The 21,732-nt window shown below is 43.9% G+C and carries 20 protein-coding genes; 10 read left to right on the forward strand and 10 right to left on the reverse strand.

Annotated elements, in window-relative coordinates; all coding sequences use genetic code 11:
* The first annotated feature begins 106 nt into the window (after positions 1-106).
* Positions 107-595 (forward strand): RidA family protein, encoded by a 489-nt coding sequence (locus B2575_RS04685; protein WP_201603884.1) that lies wholly within the window; start codon positions 107-109, stop codon positions 593-595.
* 194 nt (positions 596-789) lie between these two features.
* On the opposite strand, the gene gspE is transcribed toward B2575_RS04685, so the two are convergent.
* Positions 790-2,343 (reverse strand): type II secretion system ATPase GspE, encoded by a 1,554-nt coding sequence (gene gspE / locus B2575_RS04690; RefSeq protein WP_296240370.1) that lies wholly within the window; start codon positions 2,341-2,343, stop codon positions 790-792.
* A gap of 161 nt (positions 2,344-2,504) precedes the next feature.
* On the opposite strand from gspE, the gene B2575_RS04695 reads away from it, so the two are divergent.
* Entirely contained in the window at positions 2,505-3,329 is an 825-nt protein-coding gene (locus B2575_RS04695; protein ID WP_087814573.1) for a thiazole synthase, read from the forward strand.
* A 113-nt stretch (positions 3,330-3,442) separates the two neighbouring features.
* Entirely contained in the window at positions 3,443-4,882 is a 1,440-nt protein-coding gene (locus B2575_RS04700) for a WS/DGAT/MGAT family O-acyltransferase (RefSeq protein WP_296240371.1), read from the forward strand.
* 53 nt (positions 4,883-4,935) lie between these two features.
* On the opposite strand, the gene B2575_RS04705 is transcribed toward B2575_RS04700, so the two are convergent.
* A complete protein-coding gene (locus B2575_RS04705) occupies positions 4,936-5,763 on the reverse strand; it encodes an inositol monophosphatase family protein (RefSeq protein ID WP_250163603.1) in 828 nt (275 codons plus the stop codon).
* A 351-nt stretch (positions 5,764-6,114) separates the two neighbouring features.
* Positions 6,115-8,172, reverse strand: a complete 2,058-nt coding sequence (gene dxs / locus B2575_RS04710) for a 1-deoxy-D-xylulose-5-phosphate synthase (protein ID WP_296240372.1) — start codon at positions 8,170-8,172, stop codon at positions 6,115-6,117.
* A gap of 554 nt (positions 8,173-8,726) precedes the next feature.
* Here dxs and ribA point away from each other — a divergent pair.
* From ribA to B2575_RS04725, 3 genes are all read left to right on the forward strand, one after another.
* The gene (gene ribA / locus B2575_RS04715; RefSeq protein WP_045452548.1) at positions 8,727-9,398 is read left to right on the forward strand and encodes a GTP cyclohydrolase II; all 672 of its coding nucleotides are present in this window, start codon (positions 8,727-8,729) and stop codon (positions 9,396-9,398) included.
* 30 nt (positions 9,399-9,428) lie between these two features.
* A complete protein-coding gene (gene hemF / locus B2575_RS04720) occupies positions 9,429-10,424 on the forward strand; it encodes an oxygen-dependent coproporphyrinogen oxidase (protein ID WP_045452551.1) in 996 nt (331 codons plus the stop codon).
* 414 nt (positions 10,425-10,838) lie between these two features.
* On the forward strand, positions 10,839-11,309 hold the full coding sequence (locus B2575_RS04725) for a c-type cytochrome (RefSeq protein WP_045452554.1): 471 nt from the start codon (positions 10,839-10,841) through the stop codon (positions 11,307-11,309).
* Between the two features lie 112 nt (positions 11,310-11,421).
* On the opposite strand, the gene B2575_RS04730 is transcribed toward B2575_RS04725, so the two are convergent.
* From B2575_RS04730 to B2575_RS04740, 3 genes are all read right to left on the reverse strand, one after another.
* Positions 11,422-12,408, reverse strand: coding sequence for a mechanosensitive ion channel family protein (locus tag B2575_RS04730; protein ID WP_296240373.1), 987 nt, complete (start codon positions 12,406-12,408; stop codon positions 11,422-11,424).
* A 115-nt stretch (positions 12,409-12,523) separates the two neighbouring features.
* Entirely contained in the window at positions 12,524-13,105 is a 582-nt protein-coding gene (gloA, locus tag B2575_RS04735; RefSeq protein ID WP_055123520.1) for a lactoylglutathione lyase, read from the reverse strand.
* Positions 13,106-13,257: 152 nt separating this feature from the next.
* Complete coding sequence (locus B2575_RS04740; RefSeq protein ID WP_045443399.1) at positions 13,258-13,896, reverse strand: carbonic anhydrase; 639 nt, start codon at positions 13,894-13,896, stop codon at positions 13,258-13,260.
* A gap of 492 nt (positions 13,897-14,388) precedes the next feature.
* Here B2575_RS04740 and potA point away from each other — a divergent pair, with 492 nt between their 5' ends.
* From potA to B2575_RS04760, 4 genes are all read left to right on the forward strand, one after another.
* Positions 14,389-15,651 carry a spermidine/putrescine ABC transporter ATP-binding protein PotA gene (gene potA, locus B2575_RS04745; RefSeq protein ID WP_201605919.1) on the forward strand — a complete coding sequence of 421 codons (1,263 nt, stop codon included), beginning with the start codon at positions 14,389-14,391 and terminating at the stop codon, positions 15,649-15,651.
* The gene (potB, locus tag B2575_RS04750) at positions 15,651-16,529 is read left to right on the forward strand and encodes a spermidine/putrescine ABC transporter permease PotB (RefSeq protein WP_296240374.1); all 879 of its coding nucleotides are present in this window, start codon (positions 15,651-15,653) and stop codon (positions 16,527-16,529) included. The genes potA and potB overlap by 1 nt, the downstream gene beginning before the upstream one ends.
* A complete protein-coding gene (gene potC / locus B2575_RS04755; RefSeq protein ID WP_201603870.1) occupies positions 16,529-17,359 on the forward strand; it encodes a spermidine/putrescine ABC transporter permease PotC in 831 nt (276 codons plus the stop codon). Before potB ends, potC begins: the two co-directional genes overlap by 1 nt.
* Positions 17,360-17,467: 108 nt before the next feature.
* Positions 17,468-18,358 carry a LysR family transcriptional regulator gene (locus tag B2575_RS04760; RefSeq protein WP_296240375.1) on the forward strand — a complete coding sequence of 297 codons (891 nt, stop codon included), beginning with the start codon at positions 17,468-17,470 and terminating at the stop codon, positions 18,356-18,358.
* A gap of 319 nt (positions 18,359-18,677) precedes the next feature.
* Here B2575_RS04760 and B2575_RS04765 read toward each other — a convergent pair whose 3' ends face one another.
* The 4 genes from B2575_RS04765 to tsaD all read right to left on the reverse strand — a co-directional run bounded on the left by B2575_RS04765 (position 18,678) and on the right by tsaD (position 21,490).
* Positions 18,678-18,998: a hypothetical protein gene (locus B2575_RS04765; protein ID WP_296240376.1), complete on the reverse strand. Its 321-nt coding sequence runs from the start codon at positions 18,996-18,998 to the stop codon at positions 18,678-18,680.
* Between the two features lie 136 nt (positions 18,999-19,134).
* The gene (locus B2575_RS04770) at positions 19,135-19,455 is read right to left on the reverse strand and encodes a hypothetical protein (RefSeq protein WP_296240378.1); all 321 of its coding nucleotides are present in this window, start codon (positions 19,453-19,455) and stop codon (positions 19,135-19,137) included.
* 550 nt (positions 19,456-20,005) lie between these two features.
* Positions 20,006-20,377 (reverse strand): CrcB family protein, encoded by a 372-nt coding sequence (locus B2575_RS04775; RefSeq protein ID WP_296240379.1) that lies wholly within the window; start codon positions 20,375-20,377, stop codon positions 20,006-20,008.
* Positions 20,378-20,431: 54 nt separating this feature from the next.
* Positions 20,432-21,490, reverse strand: a complete 1,059-nt coding sequence (tsaD, locus tag B2575_RS04780; protein WP_296240380.1) for a tRNA (adenosine(37)-N6)-threonylcarbamoyltransferase complex transferase subunit TsaD — start codon at positions 21,488-21,490, stop codon at positions 20,432-20,434.
* Between the last annotated feature and the right edge of the window lie 242 nt (positions 21,491-21,732).

The following is a 21,732-nucleotide window of genomic DNA, read 5'->3' on the forward strand; positions in this document are numbered from 1 at the left end:
AAGTAAGACATAATGTGTCATCTAGTGTGATGAGACATTATGTTTGTTAAACTTGTATAGTGAATTTAAAAAAATTGTGAAAAAAACGTATAATAAGGAGACAGCGATGTCCAAGATTACCCATAAATTGACTACCCATTTAACTAAGGCGTTGCTCGTGGGCGCGTGCTCACTAGGCCTTGCTATGACAGCGAATGCGGCGCCAATGGCAAATACCGCAAGTGTGACTAAATCTAGCCCTGTATTTCTTGGTGATGGCGGTAATTATCCTTTTTCAGAAGCAGTACGTGTGGGCGATACGCTATACATGTCTGGACAAATTGGTTTTAAAGATGGCAAATTAGTCAAAGGTGGTGTCAAAGCCGAAGCCAAGCAAGCATTGGATAATATCAATGAAACCCTGTTAGAGTACGGCTATCAAAAGTCAGACATCGTCAAATGTATGGCGATGCTGACAGACATGGATGACTTTGACGATTTTAATAAAGTCTATAAAGCAGAATTGGCCAAACCTTATCCGGTACGTTCAGCCTTTGGCGTCGCTGAATTGGCGGCTGGTGCCAGCGTTGAAGTTGAATGTATCGCTGCAAAATAATAATGACGTCACACGTTAAATTATTAAAAGCACTGAACTATTCAAAACACTAAAGTATTAAAAACAGTAAAGTATTAAAAACAGTAAAGAATGACCATCAAATAACTGGCTACCATAGCCAGTTATTTTTTTACCTGCTATGCAGACCCTTTGGCTGAGGTAGATTAAACCATCACCAATGCACTCTAGACATTTTATACAAGTATTGTGTCATCAGCTAAGGCACTCTCTTTCGTCACTCGTAGCACTTCCTCTAACGTCGTACGACCTGCAATGACTTTATGCAACCCATCCGCACGAATCGACGCTGTCTGCTGACGTGCGTACTCCTCTAGCTCATACTCGGCGGTATTACTATGAATCATACGGCGCAAGGTATCATCAACGGGCACCACTTCATATATCGCCGTCCGTCCTTTAAACCCTGATTGATTGCATTTGTCGCAGCCAACTGGTCTGGGTAGATTGATAGGTGTAGTTGTTAAAGTTTCAGCACCATTCTCTGAGACTGGCACAATACCAATTTCAGTAAATAATTTGGCTTGCTCACTATCAGCCACTTGCCAACCATGACAATGCGGGCATAACGTACGCACCAAGCGCTGGGCGACGACACCAATCAGCGATGACGATAATAAAAATGGCTCAACGCCCATATCTTGCAGACGCGTGACGGCACCAATGGCGGTGTTGGTATGTAAAGTTGATAAAACCAAATGTCCAGTAAGCGACGCTTGTACGGCAATTTCTGCCGTTTCTAAATCCCGAATCTCACCAACCATCACCACGTCTGGATCTTGACGTAACATCGCACGTAAACTTTTGGCAAAGGTCATATCGACTTTATTATTAACCTGCGTTTGCCCAATGCCATCGAGCTGAAACTCAATCGGATCTTCAGCGGTCAAGATATTACGGGTTTGGTCATTGAGATCGGTCAATGCTGAATATAGCGTCGTGGTTTTCCCTGAACCTGTCGGCCCTGTCACCAAAATAATGCCGTGTGGGCGATGAATCAAGCGTTTTAGCTCACTGTAATCGTTATCAGATAGCCCTAAATATGTCATATTCAGGCGACCTGCTTGCTTATCTAATAGACGCATGACCACGCGTTCACCAAAGCTCGATGGCAATGTCGATACCCGCACATCAACCTCACGCCCTGCCAGCCGTAAGCTGATACGTCCATCTTGTGGCACGCGTTTTTCGGCGATATCGAGCTTGGCCATGACCTTGATACGCGACACCAATAATGGCGCTAATTGGCGTTTTGGCGTAATGATTTCTTTTAATTCACCGTCAACACGAAAGCGCACGACCAAGCGTTTTTCAAAGGTTTCAATATGGATATCTGAGGCATTTAAACGTATCGCTTCGGACAACAATGCATTGATGAGACGAATAATAGGCGCATCATCTTGTTGATCCATCAGATCTTCAGTTTCAGGGACACTATCTGCCAAACTATCAAGATCAGGATGGTCTTCGAGTCCAGCGGCAATATGTTGCGACTCACCAGTATTGCCTGCATAAGCGGCGTTCATGCGCTTTTCAAAGTCATCGGCGCTGATGCTTTCATAAGTGGGCACACCGCGTACCCCTTGCTGCTGTAAAAATCGCACTGCCTCATTAATCGCTGATAATGGCGTGGCTTTGGTCAGCACCAAAGTCGCTGGCAGCTCAGGATCAATGGCAAGTATGGCCAAAATTTGATGGCGTTTCGCAAAACTGTACGGCAGTTGCATCATAAAAGCGACCTGATAGATAAAGATAAACTCAGAAAGAAACTCGTGTCAAAGCGTGGCAAACGTATTATGCTTAACTGGCTAAACCAAAAAAGACTGCAAGTAAGATTGCATGATTTTGTTATAATAGCATTTTGTTTTACTCGCCATTAGGATTTTCAGTTATGTCAGAGAACACAAGCACTGCTACTCATCCGACGCCCCTTTTACAAGACACTTTTACGGTCGGGAGTCGTACTTTTTCTTCTCGCCTGTTGGTCGGTACGGGCAAATATAAAGATATGACTGAAACGGGCGCCGCCATTGGCGCGTCGGCAGCAGAGATTGTCACCGTTGCTATTCGTCGTACCAATATTGGCCAAAACAGCAATGAGCCCAATCTACTTGATGTGATTTCCCCCGATAAATACACCATCTTACCCAACACTGCTGGTTGTTTCGATGCCGAGACTGCCATTCGTACCTGTAAGCTTGCTCGCGAGCTGTTAGGCGGGCATAATCTGGTTAAGCTTGAAGTATTGGGCGATGAAAAAACCCTCTATCCGAATGTGATGGAAACGCTAAAAGCTGCCAAAGTATTGATTGATGACGGTTTTGAAGTGATGGTTTATACCTCAGACGACCCTATCGTCGCTCAAGAATTAGAAAGTATGGGCTGTGTGGCAATTATGCCACTTGGTAGCTTGATTGGTTCAGGTCTGGGTTTGCTGAATCGTCACACCCTCAGTCTTATTATCGAGAATGCCAAAGTACCGGTATTGGTTGATGCAGGCGTTGGCACGGCCTCTGATGCAGCGCTGGCTATGGAGCTTGGCTGTGATGGCGTCCTGATGAATTCGGCGATTGCCAATGCGCAAAACCCAGTCATGATGGCCCATGCCATGAAGCATGCCATCTGGGCAGGGCGCGCGGCGTTTTTGGCAGGTCGTATGCCAATGCGCAAAATGGCGACTGCCAGCTCACCGCAAACAGGATACTTTTTTCAATAGCTTTTAAATTTAATAACCATTATTAAATTGATAGTATTTAATAAAAAGTCAGCTATAAAATAATAATAAAAGAAGTAACTTTTACTCAACTTATCGTCATAAAAGGATTTATTATGCGGCTTCTCACAGCAGTCGACCAGTTGTTTTTACTTCTTGAGTCGCGTAAACAGCCCATGCATGTTGGAGGTCTATTTCTATTCGAATTGCCAGAGAATGCGGGTAGCGGTTTTGTTTGCCAATTGGTCAAACAGATGCAAGATTCTGATGTGTCGCCTACCTTTCCTTTTAACCAAGTGCTTGAGCATTTTGCTTTTTGGAAAAAGGACAAGCATTTTGATGTTGAGCATCACCTCCATCATGTTGCCTTACCAAAGCCTGCACGGGTTCGCGAGTTATTGATGTATGTTTCAAGAGAACATGGTCGGCTGTTGGATCGTGCCATGCCATTGTGGGAATGTCATGTGATTGAAGGTATTCAACCAGAAAACGAAGGCGACCCTGAGCGTTTTGCCCTATATTTCAAAATTCACCATTCGTTGGTTGATGGCATTGCTGCCATGCGCCTTGTCAAAAAATCATTATCACAATCGCCCACTGAGCCAGTAACGCTACCGATTTGGTCATTAATGGCACGCCATCGTAATCAAGTCGATGCGATTTTACCCAAAGAGCGCTCCGCATTACGCATCATTAAAGAGCAAATATCTACCATTAAACCTGTATTTACCGAACTGCTGGATAATTTGAAAAATTATGGTGATGACAGTTATGTCGGTACTTTTGATGCGCCGATGAGTGTGCTCAATAAACGCATCTCAGCCTCACGGCGCATAGCCGCGCAGTCTTATGATATTCAGCGTTTTAACGATATTGCTGAGCGACTAAATATCAGTAAAAACGATGTGGTGTTGGCGGTATGTGCGGGTGCTATTCGTCGTTATCTCATCTCCATGGATGCGCTGCCTAGCAAGCCACTCATTGCTTTTGTACCGATGTCGCTGCGTACAGATGACAGTGTGGCAGGCAATCAATTATCCTTTGTACTAGCCAATTTGGGCACGCATTTAGATGATCCTTTGAGCCGAATCAAACTGATTCATCGCAGTATGAATAACGGCAAGCGCCGCTTTCGACGTATGAATCAAGCCCAAGTGATTAACTACAGCGTGATTGCCTATGCTTGGGAAGGTATCAATTTAGCGACCAGTCTATTTCCCAAAAAGCAGGCGTTTAACCTGATTATCTCTAATGTGCCTGGTTCTGAAAAACCACTATATTGGAATGGTGCACGTTTGCAATCGTTGTACCCTGCGTCTATTGTCTTCAATGGTCAAGCAATGAATATCACCCTTGCTAGTTATCTAGATAAGATTGAATTTGGGATTACGGCTTGTAGTAAAGCACTACCACATGTACAAGAAATGCTGACGCTTATCGAAGAAGAGTTGCAACTGTTGGAAACCACCAGTAAAGCGCTTAAGTTCCAAGGCATTACGGTTGAAGATAAAGGTGACTATAAGAATAATGGTAAAACAAAAAAGCTGGCTCCATAATGGAACCAGCTTTTTAGTGTTAAGTTATCTTAATAATTATACTTAAGTGGTGCTTAAAACACGTCACCCCACGTTGGAACAACCACTTGCATCAATGGCTTCAATAACTTAATGTTACAGGCGAAAATAGAGCCTGAAGTCATTGAGTTGTGTGCACCTGTATGGTCAACCACCACGCCACGTGCTTCGGTCACGATAAGCTCACCTGCCGCGATATCCCAAGGCTTAATTGACATCTCAAAATAACCATCAAAACGACCGGCAGCGACATAACATAAATCAAGCGCAGCAGAGCCTAAACGGCGCACTTGACCGCCAGCTTCAGAGATTTTCTGTAAGCTCTCAAAATGCTGCTTGGCATAAGAGATGACTTCGCCATTGCGTTTACGCTCAAGCGGATGACCAGTGGTAAATAGACCGCCATCAATCGTTTTGCGCTCGCTCACTTGCATGCGGCGATTGTTCAAGCGCGCGCCTTTACCACGGCTAGCAGAGAACATCTCATCACGGACAGGGTCATAGATCACGCCATGTTGGGTCACGCCTTTATGCTGCACAGCGATAGACACACAAAACTGCGGCACACCATGGACGAAGTTTTTGGTGCCATCTAGCGGATCAATAATCCAGCACCAGTCCGCATCTTCACCGCGACCTTCTTGCATACCAAACTCTTCACCCAAGTACGAGTGATTTGGATAGCTGGCTTTTAGGGTTTCAATGGTCAGCTCTTCGCTAAAGCGATCAATACGCGTAACCAATCCATCAAGCCCTTTTGACTCAATATCCAATTCAATTTTATGGCGGTTTTGATGCGCATATAAAATCTCTTTACCAACTTTTTCAGCAGTACGTGCTGCGATGACGACCATGGGTTCCATAAATAACCTATTTGCTTGATGAATGAATGTCAAAAATAAGACGAACTCTGTGCCCACAACATGCCAATCAGCCGCTGCATCACACTGTATTTATACGATTAAAAAATGCGCCATTTAAAAGCGATGATCGCATTATACTAAAATTGTTCGATAAAAAACGAAAAAAACCATGACGTTCGTCAAACCAACCCAAATTTTGGTGGTCATCACAAACTGCGTAAGTTGTAAAAAAGTCAGCACCTACGACTAAGTAGGCGTTCGCTCTATCGATCGAGCTTTTATCTATTTAACCAATACTCTGTCCAAATGACAGCTAAAAATCTTAAAAACGTTAAAAGGTATAACTTAAACTTACAACAGCAACTGTTCAAGCTGCCTTACCACACCATTAACATCTAAACCACAATCAACCATTTGCTCTGCTTGTGAGCCATGGGCGACAAAGCGATCTGGAATGCCGATATTAATAACGGCAGGGCGGTTGTTTTTAAAGGCTGGCGATTCGTTAAGCAAATACTCATTTACCGCACTGCCCGCGCCGCCCATAATCATGTGCTCTTCCAAAGTCGCAATGTGTGTAATACCTTGCTCTAATAATTTTTCTAATAATGCCGTGTCTAAAGGTTTTACCCAGCGCATATTAATGACATGTACCTGACAGTCTGATGCTATATCATTGTCAATTAGGCTTTCTGCCGCTTGCTGAGCCGTCGCAACCATGGTACCAAATGCGAGTAGCGCTAGCTTTTTAGGCGCATCCTCACTACCTACTACCGACTCTATCACTGCCTTGCCAACGTTATAAGTCTGTGCTGGCGATGCAATAACTGCGCCAGTACCGACACCGCGCGGATAGCGTACTGCCGTGCAGCCTTGGTATTCATAGCACGTATTGAGCAAATGGTAGCATTCGTTTTCGTCTTTTGGCGCGGCGATCAGCATATTGGGCACGCAGCGTAAAAAGGCAAAATCGAATACGCCTGCATGAGTTGCACCGTCTTCACCGACTAAACCTGCTCGGTCAATAGCAAACATCACATCAAGGTTTTGCAAAGCCACATCATGAATCAGCTGATCATAGCCACGTTGCAAAAACGTCGAATAAATCGCCACAATCGGTTTGACGCCTTGGGTTGCCATACCAGCAGCCAGTGTGACTGCGTGTTGCTCAGCGATGGCCACATCAAAAAACCGCTCCGGAAATTGACGGGCAAAATCAATCATGCCCGAGCCTTCTTCCATAGCAGGTGTGACGGCAAGCAGCTTATCGTCATCAGCAGCCTTATCACATAAGAATTGCCCAAATACTTGCGAGTATTTTAACGCAGGTTTGGTGTTGGACAGCGATTTTTCTGTGGTGACAGCCTGAGCATCAGTCTTGATTTCGACAGGGAGCTTGCTGATAGCATGATAGCCGACGGGATCTAACTCAGCTGGGGCAAAACCTTTGCCTTTGGTGGTATAAATATGGACTAACACAGGCCCTTTTATCTGCTTGGCAAGTGACAATACCCGCAGTAGCTCAGGGATATTGTGACCATCAAACGGACCAAAGTAGGTAAAACCAATCGCTTTAAATAAGTTGTCTTCTAACTGCGGCACATCACGCATCTCTTTGTGACGCTTGCGGCGATCAAAGCCTTGCATATCAGGGCGCTGGCATAGTACTGGCTCGCCTGCATCAGAGATATCAACCTGATATCCTGACTCCCATAGCATCGCTAAATGCCGTGAAAAACCACCGATAGAACAAGAGATCGACATATCATTGTCATTTAAAATGACCAATAAATCTGCATCTTGTTGCACCGCATCATTCATCGCTTCAAACGCCATACCACCGGTCATTGCACCATCACCAATGATACAAGCAACGGTTTGCGCGCGACCTTGATAGCGCAGTGCTAAGCCCATGCCTAAACCAGCTGAGATTGACGTCGATGAATGACCAACGCCAAAGGTATCGTAAACGGATTCTGCACGCTCAGGAAAAGCAGTCAAACCATCTTTTGAGCGAATCGTCGCCAACTGATCACGGCGACCCGTCAAGACTTTATGGGCATAGGCTTGATGACCCACGTCCCAAACGATTTGATCTTGCGGCGTATCTAGTAAGTAATGCAGCGCAATGGTCAACTCAACCACGCCCAAATTGGCACCAAAATGCCCACCGCTTTGACCTGCTGAATACAATAGAAATAGCCGCAGCTCATCAGCCAAGGTGATAAGTTGAGCGGTTGTCAGAGTATTAAGATCAGCTGGCGCTGCAATGCTATCCAGCAAAGGCGTATCAGGACGGACGCGTGGAATCACAGTATAAGTCTGCTGTAAATTCGACAGCTGGGCAGCAGAATCGACAGCTGGCATAGATACGGACTGAGACTGTGGGGAATGAGGTGACTGCTGCATAAACCGTACGATACCTACCAATCTGCTGACAAGACAGCCTCTTAGTGCATAATGCTACCTAAGTGACGTCAATAATATCTACACCATTATTGGTGTAATCGACCATATAACTGTTCATAAATTTATTCAGGCAGCCTCTATGTCTTTATATAAACATATAGAAGATGCGCCGAATAGCACGTACGCTGCCGTAATGGACAGCGATGGAGCTTTGCTTTCGCGCTTTCATAACAAGGGATAATATTATGCCTTATTATTCTGCATCAATATTGGATGTTAGTGACGACATAGTAATGTAAGGGCAAAGACTTGTCACTGTATCCGTCAAAATAGTATGGCATAATAGCATTTATTTTTAATTGTCGCTTTAATCATCGTGCGTCGTTTGTGAACTTTGTGTGTTTTTATAATAAAGACAATCAGCATGCACTCTTTACGAATGAATTATACTGGCATAATCCTACTTTCATCATGCAGCTAGGATGTCATCGCTGTTTTAATATGGTTAAAAAAGACCCTCTACCGCCACGCTTATCGGCTTATGCAGGACATTAATGTCATATCAATTTATTACCAGTGCCAAACTACCTACTCGTCATGGCGAGTTTGATATTCATATCTTTGAAAACGACGAAGGTCAAGAGCATGTGATGCTGACTGTCGGTCTGCCTGTCGTCGATCAACATACGGCGGACAACTCCCCGAGTCAAACGGACGCCACGCGAGCAGAAAAAACCATTCCATTGATTCGTATTCATTCAGAATGCTTGACGGGCGATGCTTTTAGCTCATTAAAATGTGACTGTGGACCGCAGCTCAACACGGCGATGCAGGCAATACAAGAAACTGGCTGCGGGGCGATATTATACTTGCGCCAAGAAGGTCGCGGTATTGGTCTGACCAATAAGATTCGCGCTTACGCCCTGCAAGACCAAGGTCATGATACTTTAGATGCCAACCTCATGTTGGGCTTACCCGCTGATGCGCGCATTTATGATATGTGCGGCCCGATGCTCGCTCATATCGGTGTTGACGCCGTCAGACTCATCACCAACAATCCAGACAAAGTGGCTTATCTAACCGAGCACGGTATTAATGTCGTGGAACGCGTGCCTTTATTGGTTGGGGTGAATGATATGAATGCTGAATATTTAGCGACCAAGCGCGACCGCATGGGTCATTTATTAGATAAAGATTTCAATACCGCGTTACATCTTAATAAATAGACATCAATACACTAAATAAATAGATATTTTATGAGTATTTCAAATACAGATAATAAGACAGAGCTATCAGCGACAGACTTAACAGTGCCAGCCAATAACGACATCATGCGTGTGCGTGAATTTCTGGTCGATTTGCAGGCTCGTATCTGTCAAGCCTTAGAGGCGCAAGAGCGCGATGGTGGCGGCAATGCAACCTTTGTGCCTGATGACTGGGAACGTCCTGAAGGCGGCGGCGGTCGCTCGTGTGTCCTAGCAGATGGTGAGGTGATTGAAAAAGCGGGTGTAATGTTCAGTCATATTCACGTGCATAACTTGCCTGCTTCAGCCACTGCACGCCATCCCCATATCGCTGGTCGTAAAGCCCAAGCCATGGGGGTCTCATTGGTTGTCCATCCCAAAAACCCGAACGTCCCAACCAGCCATGCCAATGTGCGTTTGTTCGTTGCTGAAGCTGAGGGCGAAGACCCTATTTGGTGGTTTGGTGGTGGTTTTGATTTGACGCCGTTTTATCCCGTACTCGCTGATTGCGTGCATTGGCATCAAGTCTGTCATGATCTGTGCGCGCCTTTTGGTGACAGCGTCTACCCTGACTTTAAGCAATGGTGTGATGAGTATTTTCACCTACGTCATCGTGATGAGCAACGCGGTATCGGCGGCTTGTTTTATGATGATGTCAATACAGAAAGTCGCGGCTGGGACTTTGAAACCTGTTTTAATTTTATGAAGGCGGTCGGCAACGGTTATCTTGACGGTATCATGCCCATCTTTGAGCAGCGTAAAGATACCCCTTATACCGAGGCACAGCGCGAATTTCAGCTCTATCGCCGTGGTCGCTATGTTGAGTACAACCTTGTTTATGACCGCGGCACGCTATTTGGACTACAAAGCAATGGTCGTATCGAGTCTATCTTAGTCAGTATGCCGCCGCTTGCCAGCTGGCATTATCGCTTTGAGCCGACTGAAGGCTCGCCTGAGTTTGCATTGACCGATTTTTATCTAAAACCACGCGATTGGTTGACTCTATAGTTTGTGTGAATATAATAAAGGCTAAGGTATTTATTAGCTTGTCTTTAGAGAGTATCAAGAAGGTCAGCTATCCACGCTGACCTTTTTATATGAGCGCAAATTTATATGGGCGCAAATTTATATGACCGATAATCACTGACTCAAAAATTACGATGATATAACAACTAAATTTACGTCCACTGCACGGATAACCGTTACAATGAAAACTATTGTTGGAAAAATCCTTTAGAAGCGAATGCGTTTCCAAAAGATGATGAGGTAATTTTTATAACAATACGCTTTATTTAAAAGCAGTATTTAAAAGAAACCTTTCGATTTAGAAGAAGCCTTTAAGGGCAGATACTTAAAAATAGTATGTAAAGCCAGCGTTTATAAGCGCGCCTACTACTAACCAATTTTACAGGAGTAATTCACATGGCACAGTTTCATACCAACCAATCATTAAAATCTATCTTTGGCATCACATTGATGGCAGCCGCCCTAGGTCTAACAGCGTGTAGCACTGCCACTGACCCTGATGTAAAAGCCCGCCAAGATAGCATGAAAAGCTATGGTGATGCGATGGGTGTCATGGGTGATATGATGAAAGCACCTGACACCTTTGATGCCGCCGTATTCAAAGAGCAAGCCGCATTTTTAGCAGAAGACGCTGCTACGCCTTGGACTCATTTTGAAAATAAAGAAGCCGTTGGCAATGCGACTGATGCCGTTTGGTCAAATGCCGATGGTTTTCGCGCAGAAGCAGAAAACTTTCAAAAAGTCACTGCTGAGCTGAACGCTGCTGCACAAACAGCCACTAGCATCGATGATGTCAAACCAGCCTTTGGTGAAGTCGGCGCCAGCTGTAAATCATGTCATACCGATTTTAAAGTCAAAACTGACTAAATTGTCATAAATTGATATCGTAAAAAAATCCGCCATGTCATTTGATATGGCGGATTTTTATTTCGAAAATTTTGTGTAAAAGGCCGTTCTTTAAAATAACGCGCTAAACAAATTACTCTGCCGCTGCTTTATTAACATCGTTATTAACATCGATCGCCTTTTGCTCATGCAATTTATTCACAATCGATGTCACTGATGGATCACTCAAATCTATCGTGCGTATCGGGAATGGAATGTTGACGCCTGCTGCATCGAGTGCGCTCTTAATCTCAACGATCACTTGATGAATCGAGGTCACTTTGTTGGCTTGGGTGCCGTCTTCGATAAACCAACGTACCATCAAATCAATCGTTGAATCACCAAAACCCGTAGCAATCACACTTGGCTGCGCTTTCTTCGATACGCTTTCGACTTTATCTAACGCTTGCAGAATCTCAGCTTTTGCTGCTTCGATATCATCTTCATAGCCAATACCAACAGCCACTTGCAAACGGCGCTGCTTATAGGCGGTATTGACAGTCAATGCTGAGGTATACAAATCAGAATTGGGAATAACCACTTGCCGACCGTCATACGTCTTGATAGTCGTGGCGCGTATCTTAATATCCTCAACCGTCCCTTCATAGTCGCCTGAGACAATCTGATCACCGATGCGAAACGGCTCTGAGATTAGCAGCAAAATACCAGAGAGCAAGTTTTGAAAAATATCTTTAAAGGCAAAACCAATAGCGACGGAACCAATACCGAGTGCACCAATCAGCTTAGCAGGGGTAAATCCGGGCACGGCAATCACCATAGCAATCATAAAACCGATAAAAATGATGAGTGCGCCGCCTACTCGCTGAAACACTTTAACCAAGTTCTGATGCCGACTGCGACTGCCTAAAAGTTTGTATACCACTTTTTTGAAGACAATCGATAGAAACCAAAAAATCAGAATAACAATAATTGATGCGATAAAATAGGGAATGCGTTCAACAAAGCCAACCACTATCTCATTTGCTGAATCAATGATGCTTTGATATGTCAGTACATCCGTCGTTACTGGTTCAGCCGCTATATTGGTATTTACTGTCGTTTCTGCCTCAGAGGTAGGCATCTAGACGTCACTCCTTTGGTTGGTTGGCTTTATGCTTCCATTCACTCGATTAATTGATTGTTTGACTGGGGTATGTCCTAGATTAACTGACGTATTGACGTACCAGCCTGTCAAGCTAGCCCATTAAATCTGCTTGTACAATTTCAATCCAGTAGCCATCAACATCTTTGATAAAGGCAATGTTTTTCATGCTGCCATCTTCTGGACGTTTTTTGAATTCGACATTATTTTTATCAAACCAAGCAACCGCTTCATCGAGACTAGGTACGCTAAAACAGATATGTCCAAAGCCTTGTGGCTCACCATTACCATCATGGTAACTAAAGTCAGCTTTCGTTTCGGTACCATAATTATGGGTCAATTCTAAGATGCCGCGTTGACGGAAGGCAAAGATTTCCAAATCATCACCCGCGGGCAAATTGTCGCGCTCGCTTTCAGTTAACTTGGCTAAAAAATATAAATCAAAACCCATGTCAGGGAATTTTTTTACCGCCAGCAAAGTCATACCAAGGACACCGGTATAAAACGCCAACGACTTGGCAGGATCTTTGACACGTAGCATGGTGTGGTTAAAAGTAAAACCTGTCGTCTGTGCTGAGATAGGCTGCACACCATCGGTATTGACGCTGCTCGTTGGTTGAGCGATAAGTGATTCGTTATTATTATCAGTGGCTGAGCCAGTATTTGCTATAGACATAGTCATCCTAATATTGACAAAATAGAGAGTTTAAAAGCAAGCGCGTGAATATTTTTTACGCGCTTGACCCTTTTATCATAATAAAAAATCGCGAAAGCATTGAGTGGATTTTGTAAGAGCGCACACTGGGTGCTACCCATTTAACCTATTAATTAGCTGTCTAAGAAACGTACTTTTCCTGTCTCCAAATCATACTCTGCACCCACGACCAGCAATTGACCGCTATTGGTTAAGTCCTCTAATGCCCGCGAGCCATGTTTGAGCTGGCTAACTGACATACGGACGTTGGCGCGGATAGAGCGATCGACCAACTCGTCGGCATCGACATCTTGACCATTGGCAGTGGCAAGCTCATGCAAGTTATAAACGCTTGGGCGAATGCGATCGACAATCGACTGCAAGTTGGGTGAATAGTTTTTCTCAGGATTGATCAGTGTCTCAACACAAGCCGTGACAGCGCCGCAATGTGAGTGCCCAAGCACGACCACCAATTTTGTACCGAACTTTTCGGCCGCAAATTCAATCGAGCCAATCTGTGAAGGCGCGACGACATTACCCGCGACTCGAATAACGAACAAATCACCCAAGCCTTGATCAAATACAATCTCAACTGGTACTCGTGCATCCGAGCAACCCAAAATAATGGCCAATGGATCTTGATCTTTAACCAATTCAGGTCGTCTTTGCATTGTTGGGTCAGTGGTGGTCAAACTATCTATGTAGCGCATATTGCCTTCTTTTAAAAGCGCAAGAGCTTCTTGACCAGTTTTCGGGCGTGTATCGTTAGGCATAAGACATCCTTTATCATTAATAATATTAGCGTTATAAACAGCTTTCCACACATGTATTCAAACATAGATTTGCGAATGGCTACTAACCTATCAGGCACATTATGTTTGTCTGCCATACCGTGATTGTATAGGAATAAAAACCAAAAAATGATAAAAAATTTTGTTTAAATATCGTCATAGAATGGCAGTTATTGCCAATCATACAGAATTATAAAGTTGGAAGTGAAACTGAAAAACAGAAATGCGTTAGCCAAAACCGAGCATCAAACAGACAACACCAAACTATCAAGCATCAACAGCCATTGACAGCGTAACCGTGTTGCTCGCAGAACTTATAACGAACTTGCACTGATTTATATCAAGGGTTTGTTATAATACGCGGCGACCAAATCGGGTTTACACCCATCGCTTATATCCATATCAAATCACCTTGACCACAGTGTCCTAAATAAATAGCTGTACTGCGATGTCGGACACGTAGGAATAAATATTATGACCAATTCACCGCCAAATATGCACAGAGCCTCTGCATCACCTCAAGATGACAAAGTACTACTGCAACTGACTGGTCTAAAAAAAACCTATGATCAAACTGAAGTATTAAAAGACATCAATCTTGATATCAAGCACGGTGAATTTTTGACGCTGCTTGGTCCATCAGGCTGCGGTAAAACAACCTTACTGCGCCTAATCGCTGGTTTTGAGCAGCCAAACGCTGGGGCAATTTATCTAGACGGCGTACAGATGGCAGGCTTGCCAGCGGATAAACGTCCCGTGAACACAGTATTTCAGCAGTACGCCTTGTTTCCACATATGAGTGTCGCGCAAAACGTTGCTTACGGGCTTAAGCTCAAAAAAGTACCCAAAGATGAGATCCAAACCCGCGTGCGCGAGATGCTCGCCATGGTACAGCTGGAGCATTTAGCCAATCGCAGACCACAAGACTTGTCTGGTGGTCAGCAGCAGCGTGTCGCCATTGCACGAGCCGTCATCAATCGTCCTAAACTGTTGCTACTTGATGAGCCACTATCTGCGCTCGATCATAAACTGCGTTTGCAAATGCAATCTGAGCTTAAACGGCTGCAACGAGAGCTTGGCATCACTTTTGTATTTGTCACCCACGATCAAGAAGAAGCACTATCAATGTCGGATCGTATCGCCGTAATGAAAGATGGCACTTTTCAGCAAATCGGCACGCCTATTGAGATTTATGAAACGCCAGCGAATTTATTTACCGCCAAGTTTATCGGTGAGACCAATTTGTTTAAAGCGGAAGTCAGAGGCGTTTATCCTAACCAACCAGATCGCGACGGTCGCGTGACCAATGGCCGTATCGAAGTCGAAGTTTGTGAAGCACAAGCGCAAGACGGTCCGACCACCTTACGCAATTTACGCCGTCCTGATTTTGCTAACGATGTACAAGTGGGCGATATCGTTAATTTATTGCTACGCCCTGAAGATTTACGAATTTATGACCCCAATGATAAAGAACATGGTGGCTTACTCGGGCGAGTGATTGAAAGCAACTATAAAGGTAGCACCTTAGATTCGATTATTGAGTTAGCAAACGGTCACATTATTAAGGCTTCTGAATTCTTTGATGAGGATGATCCAAGCTTTGATTACAAGTTAAATGAAGGTGTCAAAGTATCATGGGTCGATGGCTGGGAGTGGGTACTACCAGAAGACGGTACGCTTGATGATGAAGCCAATCATCAAGCTGCCAGTTTAGCTGCTCAAAAGGATATTAGCTGATGGCAGGTCATAGCTTAGGCAGCAAAAGTCCTTTTCGTACCGTAACGCTCTGGCTGATTTGGGGTTGGTTATTAATATTTGCGCTATTACCAAATATCTTAGTCATCGCTGTCAGTTTTTTGAGCCGCGATAGCAGTGCTTTTATTAGCTTGCCTGTCAGCATCGACAGCTATATACGCATGATTGATCCGCTATATTTTGGCGTATTTATTCATTCGTTATGGATGGCAGGTATCACAACCATTATCTGCTTGTTACTTGGCTACCCTTTTGCTTGGCTGATAGCCAAGGCCAAAACGCGTTGGCAGCCACTACTCATGATGCTGTTAATCCTACCATTTTGGACCAACTCTTTGGTGCGGACGTATGCGCTTAAACTGCTATTTGCCAATAATGGTTTGATCAATAAATCACTGCTGGCAATCGGTATCATCGATACTCCTATCGATATTTTATACACGCAAGTGGCGGTGATTGCTGGTTTGACATATTTATTGTTCCCATTTATGGTGTTGCCGTTATACGCAGTATTTACCGATTTGCGCCATGACATGCTACTCGCTTCACAGGATTTGGGCGCATCAAAGACTCAGACTTTTTGGCATATCATATTGCCATTGACGACGCCTGGCATTATCTCAGGGGTATTATTGGTGCTGCTGCCTGCAATGGGTATGTTTTATGTGGCAGATATTTTGGGTGGTTCACGCAATTTATTGGTCGGCAATATCATCAAAAACCAGTTCTTGGATGCGCGTGACTGGCCATTTGGCGCAGCTGCCAGCGTGTTATTAACACTAGCAATGGCAGTATTATTACTCGCCTACCGTGCCAGTAGTCGCCGCATTGGCAAGACCGACTTTAATGAGGTGGCCTAATGTCTGATAGTTCACTGAATCATCAACTGAATAGCTCGGCAACTAAAAAAAGATCGTCTATTAAGATTGGCAGTATCGCGGCTAAAGGCTATCTTGGTCTCATTTATACTATGCTGTATTTGCCAATTATCGTCTTAGTCGTCATGTCCTTTAATAAGTCAAAAGTCGGCTATAACTGGGGCGGCTTTAGCTTAAAGTGGTATGAGTCGCTGCTGAATAACCAAGCGATGCTCGATGCTTTTTGGCATTCTATTGTATTGGGATTGGTCGCAGCCACCGTCTCAACTTTGATAGGAACGCTAACTGCTCTCGCGCTACATCGCTATAACTTTCGCGGTAAAGGCTTACTAAATGGGCTGTTATTTGTATTAATGATGTCGCCTGAAATTGTACTCGCTATTTCATTATTGGCATTATTCTTATTAATAGGGTTGCAATTAGGGTTCGTCTCGCTGTTACTCGCGCACATTACTTTTTGCTTACCGTTTGTAGTCATCACGGTGTTTGCACGATTGAGCAGTCTGGATGAACGCTTGATGGAAGCCGCACGCGATTTGGGCGCTAGTGAATCAACGATGGTGCGTACCGTGCTCATTCCTGTCATTCTGCCCGCAGTGATGGCAGGTTGGTTGCTCGCCTTTACCTTATCACTCGATGATGTGGTGGTTTCTACCTTTGTCACGGGGCCCAGTTATGAGATTTTACCGCTGCGGATTTATTCGATGGTACGAGTAGGACTCAAACCAGAGGTCAATGCCATTGGGACAATTTTACTGGTTGCCTCGCTGATATTGGTGATTATTTCGCAGCTATTATTACGTCGACGCTAGTTTGCCATTGCTCATTTAGCATTGCTGATTAAAAATCAGACTTTGAATGAAAATCAGTGCTATATCTATTATAATGAATTTTTCTCACTTTAGCGGTTAGGTTGTCTTATGTTAGAGCTTCGTCATCTCAATACCCTAACCGCGCTGCGAGCGCATGGTTCACTCGCTGCGGCTGCCGATGAACTGCACGTCACGGCGTCTGCGGTCTCGCATCAGCTAAAAGAGCTGGAAAACTATTACGATATCAGCTTGGTCAATCGCCGAACACGCCCGCTGACTTTTACGCCAGCTGGCAAGACGGTATTGGCATTGGCAGATAGCATCATGCCACAAGTCACCCGTACCAAATCCAACCTTAAGCGCTTAGCTCACGGTCAAGCGGGTAGATTACGGCTAGCCTCTGAATGTCACAGTTGCTTCGATTGGTTAATGCCGATACTCAATCATTACCGCCGCGAATGGTCGGATGTAGAGCTAGATTTTGCGACTGGTTTTGAGCCAGAGCCGCACCACTTATTGATGGAAGGTGATATCGATTTACTCATTACCACCAGCGATTTACCGATAGACGGTATCAGCTATCAGCCGTTATTTGAGTATGAAAGTCGCTTGGTGCTATCGCCAACGCATGATTTGGCGGCGCAGAAATTTATTGAGCCAGATAATTTAACCAATGAAACCCTGATTGCGTATCCAGTGGAAGCCAAGCGCCTCGATATTATTGCCAATTTTATGACCCCTGCGCAGGTAAGCTTTGATAGCATTCGTACCACAGAGTTGACGGCGATGCTGATTCAATTGGTGGCCAGTGAACGCGGTGTGGCGGCGTTACCTGATTGGGTGGTTGCTGAATATGAGAAAAAAGGCTGGGTCGTCTCGCGTCCATTGGGTACGGGTGTGCATTGTCAGCTATATGCAGCGACGCGCACATCAAGCCAAGATACCGCTTATATGCAAGGTTTTGCGAATTTATTAGAAGGTATTGTGAAGCCGGTGTAGTATTTCACTATCTACTAAATTATTCCAGTTGAGAAATATCATCCGCTCTCTTACGCTATGACGAGCGTTATGGTAAATAACGGTACCCTAGTGAGGACTTGAACCTTTGGCTGTAGGCTAATGATGGTAACGAATTTAGTTATCTAAATAGTGGCAGTGTACTTTCTGAACAGTTTAAGGCTGTATCTACAATAAAGTACTTATTATAAAGAGTGTGCGGAATTTCGTTTAAGCATTAACACAAGTCAGCGATAGGGACACCTTTTATAAGTGTTCTTATTTATCGTGGGAGATTACCGCTTGCGACTATTCTACAAACTCAATCATACTTCATAAAATTTGACTGCTTTTTAAGGTCAGATTTATGTTTATACTCATTAATGGAATTTGAGGATGTTGCTCTCTCACTGGAAGCAATAATCCTATGATTTTCAATTGTTATACTATTTTCGGTATAAAAAATATCATCAGCCGTTAGGATTTTTTCATCATTAAACGCAGTGAAAGATGACTCAGATTGAAAAATTTCCGATGCCATGGGCAGGATGGCAAAAGTAGAGGTGACGGGCACCATGGCTAAAATAAGTAATGTTAAGCTAAATAATACTTGGGATTTTATACGAACCAAATTATTCTTCATGAGCGCGATCCTTTATATATACCATTGCTCATCATAATGCTGATAAAACAATATTTTAAGCCAAACCTGTTTTTTTTAATTAACGATGACGGTTGTGGTTCTGATTTTGATTATATTTACCTTGGTTGTGACCATTTTATTGACCACGTTTTGCTCTATTTCCAGCTCTCATTTTTTCTAACTGATTACGCTGTGATACGGTCAGTACTTTTGAGATTGCCGCATGGTTATTTTTATAACCGTTTTTACCATTGTTATGATTTGATTTTTGAATCGCTTGAATTTGGCTTTTTTGTTTTTTGGTTAGATTCAGTTTAGACAATGGACCATCATTTACATCCATTCCATAGTGAGTAGGGTTAGAAGGTGCCGCGTTTGCCTGACCAACCATGGCTAGGCAGGTAGAGATTGCTAATACTGAGCCTACGGTGATTTTTTTAAACATAATAATTTTCATCGTTACTTCCTTTTTAATTGACACTGGCTATAAATCTTAGTTTTTGTTATCCATCTTTTTTTGAGAGAAAGACGCTCAAATAGTATGATCAAACTTCGTTCTGTCGACAAAGGAAATGATAACGGATTATGGTGTTACGTAGATTTATGAAAGTTAAAGAAGAGTAACGACTGTGGCTGAATAGCGCGTACTTATTACCTGTTTGATAATGTCTCGTTAAATATAGGTAATAGGTGAATGAGGGTTTGGTTTTGTAATGATAAAAGAGGGATGCGGCTTCATAATATGGTACTTATATAACATACATAATACTAATAATACGGCGACAACCGACACGGAATTCACTTGTACCATTTTTGCCGCATAGCGACCAAACCAAATATCGAAGTGATTGGGACTAATAATATGGACAAGATCGAAGGTAACTAAAAATATACCCCAAGGGAACCAGCTAAAAAGTCTCGAAAACCTATTAATAGACCACTTAAAACAGACTGATATAAGGGAACCACTTATATTAGACCATTATGCGAATGACATCTATCGAAGCTTATAAAACCAGCTTAAAAAAGTAAAATCCGATAGCCGTTGCTAGCAATGTCAGTCCCAGATGTAGCCCAACCAATCCCAAACCTGCTAATAATTTACCAGCGTTGATAAAGGTAAAAACTTCTGCACTAAAAGTACTAAAGGTGGTCAATCCGCCCAAAAAACCGGTAATCACAAATAGTCGGACATTGGGCGATAAACTGCTGCCCACGCGCTCAAACCACACCAGTGCCAACCCTATTAATAGTCCACCCAATACATTGGCACCAAGCGTCCCAAGGGGTATCCAGTGGTGCAGCGGATTAAAGCGAGCCAACCATGCCCGCAGGCAAGCCCCAATGGCAGCCCCTAGTCCAATAGTAAGCCACTGCATAGTTTATCCTTAGGTTAATAAAGGTTAACGGAGATAGTATTGAGCAAAGCCGTCTTACACTGCTGGTAGCTCAGTCATCGGCCAACGCGGCACACAGCTCACCGCTAAATCATCAGACTGCCCTGCCTGCAGGCGCTCATAACCAGCATAAGCAATCATCGCCCCATTATCAGTACATAATGCAGGCGGCGCATAATGCACAGTGGCATTTATCTTAGCAAGCTCGCTCTCCAAGGTTTCACGTAAATGAGTGTTGGCACTGACACCGCCCGCGATCACCAATCGACTCATCTCTACTTGCTTCAGTGCTTTCACGCACTTTCTCACCAGCGTATCGACGACTGCATGCTGAAAGCTGGCGGCGATATCGGCGCGAACTTGCGAATCGCTATCCGCATTATTCCCTGAGCCACCTGAACCATCGGTGTCTTTAATAAGGTTATGCACGGCGGTTTTCATACCGCTAAAAGAAAAATCTAATCCGCGATGCAGCATGGGTCTTGGTAAACTGTAAGCAGTTGGGTTGCCTGTTTCAGCCAATTTGGCAATATTGGGACCACCTGGATAGGGCAAACCTAGCATTTTGGCAGCTTTATCAAAGCATTCACCTGCTGCATCATCGATTGACTCACCCAATATCTCATATTGCCCAACACCACGTGCGGCGATGAGTAACGTATGACCACCTGAGACCAATAATGAAACAAACGGAAAGGCGGGTGGATTAGCACCCATCAGCGGTGCGAGCAGATGTCCTTCCATATGATGGATACCAATGGCAGGGATATCCAAACCATATGCCAAACTGCGCCCAAATAATGCGCCCGTCATCAGAGCTCCAATGAGTCCGGGTCCCTTAGTATAAGCAATGGCATCAATCTCATTTTTCTTTACATTGCACTGCTCTAACAACTCATTAAGCAAAGGCACCAACTTACGAATATGATCGCGGCTGGCAAGCTCAGGCACAACGCCACCATACAGTGCGTGCAGCTCTATTTGTGAATACAGAACTTGTCCAACCAGCCCTTGATTGTCACTATTCATCTGCTCACTGTCAAAAATCGCCAGACCTGTCTCATCACAAGAAGTCTCTAAACCCAATACTTTCATATTTTTGCCTTTATCATACTTTGGTCTGCGTATTATTTTTTACAACGTTGCTATCTTTTAGGTCGTGTCGTCTTTTTAAAAATGGTGATAAAATGAGATAAATTGCCGTCAAACAAGGAAAGCAGCGTAAATACTATCGAGATATTAATAAGCTATTTGACAATGTTTGGCAAAATTTAGCCATTTTTAGCCTATTTAGAGGTTAATCGATTGAATTGAGGACACGCCCTAGTATCTGCCAA

This window comes from Psychrobacter sp. UBA6739, from assembly GCF_002453835.1.
GTDB classification, from domain to species: domain Bacteria; phylum Pseudomonadota; class Gammaproteobacteria; order Pseudomonadales; family Moraxellaceae; genus Psychrobacter; species Psychrobacter immobilis_A.

Coding starts and splice junctions, on each gene's coding strand:
- B2575_RS04685 (WP_201603884.1), top strand. CDS start 107: ATGTCCAAGATTACCCATAAATTGACTACCCATTTAACTAAGGCGTTG.
- B2575_RS04700 (WP_296240371.1), top strand. CDS start 3,443: ATGCGGCTTCTCACAGCAGTCGACCAGTTGTTTTTACTTCTTGAGTCG.
- B2575_RS04775 (WP_296240379.1), bottom strand. CDS start 20,377: ATGCAGTGGCTTACTATTGGACTAGGGGCTGCCATTGGGGCTTGCCTG.
- gspE (WP_296240370.1), bottom strand. CDS start 2,343: ATGATGCAACTGCCGTACAGTTTTGCGAAACGCCATCAAATTTTGGCC.
- B2575_RS04765 (WP_296240376.1), bottom strand. CDS start 18,998: ATGAAGAATAATTTGGTTCGTATAAAATCCCAAGTATTATTTAGCTTA.
- B2575_RS04760 (WP_296240375.1), top strand. CDS start 17,468: ATGTTAGAGCTTCGTCATCTCAATACCCTAACCGCGCTGCGAGCGCAT.
- B2575_RS04740 (WP_045443399.1), bottom strand. CDS start 13,896: ATGCCTAACGATACACGCCCGAAAACTGGTCAAGAAGCTCTTGCGCTT.
- tsaD (WP_296240380.1), bottom strand. CDS start 21,490: ATGAAAGTATTGGGTTTAGAGACTTCTTGTGATGAGACAGGTCTGGCG.
- potC (WP_201603870.1), top strand. CDS start 16,529: ATGTCTGATAGTTCACTGAATCATCAACTGAATAGCTCGGCAACTAAA.
- B2575_RS04725 (WP_045452554.1), top strand. CDS start 10,839: ATGGCACAGTTTCATACCAACCAATCATTAAAATCTATCTTTGGCATC.
- potA (WP_201605919.1), top strand. CDS start 14,389: ATGACCAATTCACCGCCAAATATGCACAGAGCCTCTGCATCACCTCAA.
- potB (WP_296240374.1), top strand. CDS start 15,651: ATGGCAGGTCATAGCTTAGGCAGCAAAAGTCCTTTTCGTACCGTAACG.
- B2575_RS04730 (WP_296240373.1), bottom strand. CDS start 12,408: ATGCCTACCTCTGAGGCAGAAACGACAGTAAATACCAATATAGCGGCT.
- dxs (WP_296240372.1), bottom strand. CDS start 8,172: ATGCAGCAGTCACCTCATTCCCCACAGTCTCAGTCCGTATCTATGCCA.
- gloA (WP_055123520.1), bottom strand. CDS start 13,105: ATGTCTATAGCAAATACTGGCTCAGCCACTGATAATAATAACGAATCA.
- ribA (WP_045452548.1), top strand. CDS start 8,727: ATGTCATATCAATTTATTACCAGTGCCAAACTACCTACTCGTCATGGC.
- B2575_RS04770 (WP_296240378.1), bottom strand. CDS start 19,455: ATGAAAATTATTATGTTTAAAAAAATCACCGTAGGCTCAGTATTAGCA.
- B2575_RS04705 (WP_250163603.1), bottom strand. CDS start 5,763: ATGGAACCCATGGTCGTCATCGCAGCACGTACTGCTGAAAAAGTTGGT.
- B2575_RS04695 (WP_087814573.1), top strand. CDS start 2,505: ATGTCAGAGAACACAAGCACTGCTACTCATCCGACGCCCCTTTTACAA.
- hemF (WP_045452551.1), top strand. CDS start 9,429: ATGAGTATTTCAAATACAGATAATAAGACAGAGCTATCAGCGACAGAC.